Genomic DNA, 5,826 nt, shown 5'->3' on the forward strand with positions numbered 1-5,826 from the left:
ACGTGCTCGGCCGGGTGCTGAGCCGACCCGGCGAACTCCAGGTCGGCATGGTGACCGCCGTGCTGGGCGGGCCGCTCTTCCTCTGGCTGGTGCTGCGCGGGCGGGTGGCGCACCCGTGATCGTCATCCGTACCCCCGGCGGGGTGTCCCTGCGCCTGCGACCCCGCGCGCTCGCGGTCGGCGCCGGCTGCGCGCTGGCGGCCCTGGCGCTGGGCGTGCTCGCGATCGGCAGCGGCGACTATCCGATGAGCGCGGCCGACGTGCTGCGCACCCTCGCCGGCCGGGGCAGCCCGGCCGAGGACTTCATCGTCACCGAGCTGCGGCTGCCCCGGGTGGTGCTCGGGCTGCTGGTCGGCGGGCTGCTCGCCCTGGCCGGCGGCTGCTACCAGGGGGTGTTCCGCAACCCGCTGGCCGACCCGTACCTGCTCGGGGTGGCCGCCGGGGCCGGGCTCGCGGTCACCGCGGTGATCACCGTCGGCGTCGGGGTGGGCGGCGCGCTGACCGGGCTGCCGGTCACCATCCCGTTGGCCGCCTTCCTCGGCTCGCTCGGCGCGGTGGCGATGACGTACCTGCTCGGCGCGTCCGGCGGGCGGGGCCGCTCCCCGGCCACGCTGATCCTGGCCGGGGTGGCCGTCTCCGCGTTCCTCTCCGCCGGGCAGACGTACCTGCTGCAACGCAACTCCGACAGCATCCAGCAGGTCTACTCCTGGCTGCTCGGCCGGCTGGCCACCGCCGGCTGGCACGACGTCCGGCTGGTGCTGCCGTACTTCCTGCTCACCGCCCTGGTCGTGCTGCTGCACCGGAGGGAACTCGACGTGCTCTCCGTCGGCGACGACGAGGCGGCGAGCCTCGGGCTGCACCCGCAGCGCTCCCGTTACCTGCTGATCGCCGCCGCCTCGCTCGGCACCGCGGCGGCGGTCTCCGCCTCCGGCCTGATCGGCTTCGTCGGGATCATCGTGCCGCACACCGTACGGCTGCTCGCCGGGTCGAGCTACCGGGTGATCCTGCCGCTCTCGCTGCTCTTCGGCGGCGCCTTCCTGGCGCTGACCGACGTGGTGGCCCGCACCGCCGCCGCCCCGAGCGAGATCCCGATCGGCGTGGTCACCGCGCTGCTCGGCGGCCCGTTCTTCGTGCTGGTGCTGCGTACCTCCCGGCGGATGCTCTCGTGAGCGCGCCCCCGTCCGCCGCCCCCGCCGTCGCGGTACGTGACCTGCACGTCAGCCTGGACGGTGCGCCGATCCTGGCCGGCGTCGACCTGACCGTCGCGGCCGGCGAGTGGGTCACCGTGATCGGCCCGAACGGCGCCGGGAAGTCGACCCTGCTGCGCGCCGTCGGCGGCCTGCTGCCCGCGCCCGGCGCCATCTCCCTGTTCGGTACGCCGAGCGAGGCGCTGCGCCGCCGCGACCGGGCCCGGGTGGTGGCCACCGTGGCGCAGTCCCCGATCGTGCCGGCCGGCATGTCGGTGCTGGACTACGTGCTGCTCGGGCGCACCCCGTACATCCCGACGTTGGGGCGGGAGTCCGCCGCCGACCTGGCCGCCGCGTACGACGTGCTCGGCGGGCTGGACCTCGCGAGCTTCCACGACCGGGAGCTGGCCACCCTCTCCGGGGGCGAGCGGCAGCGGGTCTTCCTGGCCCGGGCACTGGCCCAGGGCGCCACCCTGCTGCTGCTGGACGAGCCGACCAGCGCGCTGGACATCGGTCACCAGCAGGAGGTGCTGGAACTGGTCGACCAGCTGCGGCGCGAGCACGGCCTGACCGTGCTCGCCACCATGCACGACCTCTCCATCGCCGGCGAGTACGCCGACCGGATGGTGCTCCTCGCCGACGGTCGGGTGGTCGCCGCCGGCACGCCCCGGGAGGTGCTCACCGAGCAGCTCCTCGCCACCTGGTACCGCGCCACCGTCCGCGTCGTCGACGGCGACCACGGTCCCCTCGTCGTCCCCGTCCGGCCCGCCCCCCGACCGATCAGGGCGGGGTAGGCCCGAGGATCGAGAAGAACGCCCCCTGTGGATCGGTGAGCACCGCGAACCGGCCCCGGGTCAGATCGGTCGGCGGGACGGACACCTGCCCGCCCAACCGTTGCGCCTCGAGGGAGACGGCGTCGGTGTCGGACACCGCGAAGTAGACCATCCAGTGCGACGGGAGATCGCCCCAGTCTTCGCCGATCATGGGCATCATCCCGGCGACGGAGCTGCCAGCCAGCTGCCAGGTGGTGTAGGTGACCGGGCCCATCGGTTGGTCGTCCGCGGTCCAGCCGAAGACCGACCCGTAGAACTCCTTCGCCCTGTCCCACTCCCGCGTGGCCAGCTCGGCCCAGGTCAGCGAGCCGGGCACGTCGAACACGTCCGCGCCGGGCATGCCGAGCGACTGCCACACCCCGAACGGAGCCCCGGCCGGGTCGGCGAAGAGCGCCATCCGCCGGGAGCCCGGGATGTCGACGGGATCTGTCAGGACCCGGCCACCGGCGGCGGTCACCCGCTGGCCGGCCGCGGCGACGTCGTCCGTCGCCAGGTAGATCACCCAGGCGGGCGGCCGCTGCGGGTCGGCACCCGGCCCGGTACCGGCCACCGGTCTGCCCTGCTGGTGGAAGACGAGGTGACCGGCGGCCGTGGGTCCCGGATCCGCCTCAGCGACGGCCCAGCCGAACAGGGGCGCGTAGAAGCGCGCCGCGCCAGCGAGGTCGGTGGTGAACAGGTCGACCCAGGCGGGTGTCCCCGGTGGTGGCTCGGTCATGGATCGGCTCCGGTTCCTGTGCTCGTCGGGGCGACTCTTCGCTCGACTGATGGTCGCGCCCCCTCGCCGGCAGGCGAGGACGATCAACCCGCGCCGGGGCGGGACGGGGTGATGATGTTGAAGAGGGCGCCGTGGGGGTCGCGCAGGGCGGCGAGGCGGCCCGCGGGGATGTCCCGGGGTGGCACCAGGATGGTGCCGCCCAGCTCGGCGGCGTGGGCGGCGGTCGCGTCGGCGTCGGCCACCGCGAAGTACACCGACCAGTACGCGGGCGACTCCGCCGGGAACTCGTCGCCCAGCGGCGGCATCATCCCGGCCACGATCCGGGTGCCGAGCCGCCAGCCGGTGTAGGTCATCGAGCCCATCGGCTGGTCGTCCGGCTGCCACCCGAAGACCAGCTCGTAGAAGACCTTCGCGCCCTCCGGGTCGGGGGTGACCAGCTCGTTCCAGCTCATCGCGCCCGGCACGTCGAAGACCTCGGCCCCGGGCATCGCCATCGGCTGCCAGACGCTGAACGCCGCGCCGGCCGGGTCGGCGAAGACCGCCATCCGTCCCCGGTCGAACACCTGGAACGGGGGCACGACGACCTGCCCGCCGGCCCGCTCGACCCGGCCGGCCACCAGGTCCGCGTCGTCGGTGGCCAGGTAGGTCGACCAGATCGGCACCTGGTCGGGGATGGCCGGTGGTCCCGCGCCGGCCACGGCCCGGCCGTTCAGGAGGAAGACCGTGTAGCCGCCGGCCTCGGGCTCCGGGTCGATCCGGCCGGTCCAGCCGAACAGTTCCGGGTAGAACCGCCGCGCGTCGGCGAGTCCGGGGGTGGCGAGGTCGGCCCAGCAGGGTGTGCCCGGCGGGACGGTGCTCACGTCGACCCCCTCTCGGCTGGGGGCGGCCACGCCGGCACGCCCCTGCCGGAATCGTGGCACCGACTCCTGGCCGGCCGAGGCGGATCGGGCAGAACGTCAGCTGAACCGTCGACCCTCGTCCCGCCGGTACGCCCACCCGGCCAGCGCTGCCAGCCCCACCACCCAGACCCCCAACATGATCATCGAGAGCGGGTTCGGGGGGTAGTCGCCGACGGCCGCCCACATCAGCTCCACCGCTCCCCGGGTGGGCAGGTAGGGCGCGACCGCCTCGATGAACCCGGGTGCCTGATCGGGCGCGGTGAGCAGCCCGCCCCCGAAGGCGAGCGGGAAGAACACGACCTGCGCGACCACGACCGCCGCCCGGCTCGGCAGGGAGTACCCGATGGCGAGCCCCATGAGCGTGAACGGCACCGAGACCACCGCGACGGTGGCCAGCGCCAGCAGGAACGCGGGGACGGTGATCCGCGCCTCGGTCAGGGTCGCCCCGATCACCACCACCGGGACCAGGGACAGATACGTGAGCACCAGGCCCGCCAGCACCCGCCCGGCGAAGCGCGGTGCCGGCCCGGCCGGCAGGGTCCGGGTGTACGGGTTCCAGGGCTGGTCGCGGTCCTCGGCCACCCCCACGCCGTACTGGAAGATGTTGGCACTCAGCACCGAGAAGGTGACCATGGAGGCGGTGGCGAAGGTGGCGGCCACCGGATCCTTCCCGGCGAACGGCACCACGAAGAAGAGCATCGCGGCGGCGGGGAAGAACGCGCTGCCGACGACGGCGACCGGGATCCGGACGATCTCCAGCAGCTGGTAGCGGGCGTGGACCAGGGTCAGCTGCACGAGGACTCCTCAGGCGGGGGTGGGCCGGCCGGCGGCCGTGGCCGTCGAGCCCGCGGCGGCAGCGCTCCGGCCGCCCACGTCGGTGGACGGCTGGCCGCCGGTCGCGGTGATGGCGAGGAACGCCTCCTCCAGCGAGGTCGGCCGGACCTCCAGGTCCTTGAACGCCACCCCGGCGGTGACCAGGTCCCGCACCAGCTGGTCGGCGTCGGTGGTGAGCAGGTGCGTGCGGCCGTCGACCCGCTCGCTGCGGACCACGCCGGGCAGCGCGGGCAGCCGGTCGGCGAGCAGGCTGACCCGGCGTACGCCGACGATGTCCCGGATCGCGTCGACCGTGTCGTCGGCGAGCACGCGGCCCTGCCCGATCACCACCACCCGGCGCGCCAGCGCCTCGACCTCCTCCAGGTAGTGGCTGGTCAGCAGCACGGTGCCGCCGTCGTCGTGGAACGCCCGGATCGCCTCCCAGAGGGTGTGCCGCGCCTCCACGTCCAGGCCGGTGGTCGGCTCGTCGAGCAGTACCAGCCGGGGCCGGCCGGCGAAGGCCAGCGCCACCGCCAGCCGCCGCCGCTGCCCGCCGGAGAGGCCACCGGTCTGCCGCCGGGCCAGCTCACCCAGCCCGAACCGGTCGAGCAGCTCGGCGCGAGGGACCGGGTCCGGGTGGTGGGCGGAGACGAAGTCGACCACCTCGCCGACCCGCAGCGTGCCGGGCAGCCCGGTCTCCTGCGGGGTCACCCCGATCCGCCGCCGGCTCGCCGGGTCGCGCGGATCGCCGCCGAAGAGCTCGACCCGACCGGCGGTGGGCCGGCGCAGCCCGACGAGCAGGTTGAGCAGGGTGCTCTTGCCGGCCCCGTTCGGGCCGAGCAGCCCGACCAGTTCGCCGGCGCGTACGTCCAGGTCGACCCGGTCCAGGGCGAGCACGTCGCCGTACCGGCGGCTCAGCTGATCGGCGCGGGCCAGGATCATGCGGCGCTCCTCCGGGTCGTCACACCTCCGGTCTACTCCCCGCGCGCAACCCGGCAGGGCGTCGAGTGTGCCGGGCCGGCCCAGCCGTCGGGGACCGGGCCGGAACCCGGTGCCGGCTCAGGCGAGCGGGGCGGGCAGCGGGGTGGTGTGCAGCACGGCGAGCCGGGAGACCGCTCGGGTGAGCACCACGTAGAGCCGGTGCAGGCCGCGCGGCTCCGCCGCCACGATCGCGGCCGGCTCGACCACCACGACGTGGTCGTACTCCAGGCCCTTGACCAGGGTGGCGGGCACCACGGTGACCCGCGCCGCGGCGGCCGGGTCGTCGGCGGTCGCGGTCGCGACGCCCGCCGCGTACAGCGCCGCGCGCAGCCCGTCGACCGCGTCGTCCGCCGCGATGACGCCGACCGAGCCGTCGTACGCCAGCGCCGCGCGCACCTC

General features: G+C 74.9%; 7 protein-coding genes and 1 pseudogene. 3 read left to right on the plus strand and 5 right to left on the minus strand.

Annotated elements, in window-relative coordinates:
- The 3 genes from NCC78_RS26450 to NCC78_RS26460 all read left to right on the plus strand — a co-directional run.
- On the plus strand, nucleotides 1–119 hold a 119-nt coding region (locus tag NCC78_RS26450; protein ID WP_250797866.1), incomplete at its 5' end, for an iron chelate uptake ABC transporter family permease subunit.
- Nucleotides 116–1,168: a FecCD family ABC transporter permease gene (locus NCC78_RS26455; RefSeq protein WP_504921006.1), complete on the plus strand. Its 1,053-nt coding sequence runs from the start codon at nucleotides 116–118 to the stop codon at nucleotides 1,166–1,168. The genes NCC78_RS26450 and NCC78_RS26455, both read left to right, overlap by 4 nt.
- Nucleotides 1,165–1,980: an ABC transporter ATP-binding protein gene (locus tag NCC78_RS26460; RefSeq protein ID WP_250797860.1), complete on the plus strand. Its 816-nt coding sequence runs from the start codon at nucleotides 1,165–1,167 to the stop codon at nucleotides 1,978–1,980. The genes NCC78_RS26455 and NCC78_RS26460 overlap by 4 nt, the downstream gene beginning before the upstream one ends.
- Here the strand turns inward: NCC78_RS26460 and NCC78_RS26465 are convergent.
- From NCC78_RS26465 to NCC78_RS26485, 5 genes and pseudogenes are all read right to left on the minus strand, one after another.
- On the minus strand, nucleotides 1,967–2,734 hold the full coding sequence (locus NCC78_RS26465) for a VOC family protein (protein WP_250797861.1): 768 nt from the start codon (nucleotides 2,732–2,734) through the stop codon (nucleotides 1,967–1,969). The genes NCC78_RS26460 and NCC78_RS26465 overlap by 14 nt on opposite strands.
- 83 nt (nucleotides 2,735–2,817) lie before the next feature.
- A complete protein-coding gene (locus NCC78_RS26470) occupies nucleotides 2,818–3,594 on the minus strand; it encodes a VOC family protein (RefSeq protein WP_250797862.1) in 777 nt (258 codons plus the stop codon).
- A gap of 96 nt (nucleotides 3,595–3,690) precedes the next feature.
- A complete protein-coding gene (locus NCC78_RS26475; protein ID WP_250797863.1) occupies nucleotides 3,691–4,428 on the minus strand; it encodes an ABC transporter permease in 738 nt (245 codons plus the stop codon).
- A 9-nt stretch (nucleotides 4,429–4,437) separates the two neighbouring features.
- The gene (locus NCC78_RS26480) at nucleotides 4,438–5,388 is read right to left on the minus strand and encodes an ABC transporter ATP-binding protein (RefSeq protein WP_250797865.1); all 951 of its coding nucleotides are present in this window, start codon (nucleotides 5,386–5,388) and stop codon (nucleotides 4,438–4,440) included.
- Nucleotides 5,389–5,505: 117 nt separating this feature from the next.
- A pseudogene (locus NCC78_RS26485) lies at nucleotides 5,506–5,826 on the minus strand (AAA family ATPase); the annotation flags it as partial.

Source organism: Micromonospora phytophila (assembly GCF_023656545.1).
GTDB lineage: Bacteria > Actinomycetota > Actinomycetes > Mycobacteriales > Micromonosporaceae > Micromonospora > Micromonospora phytophila.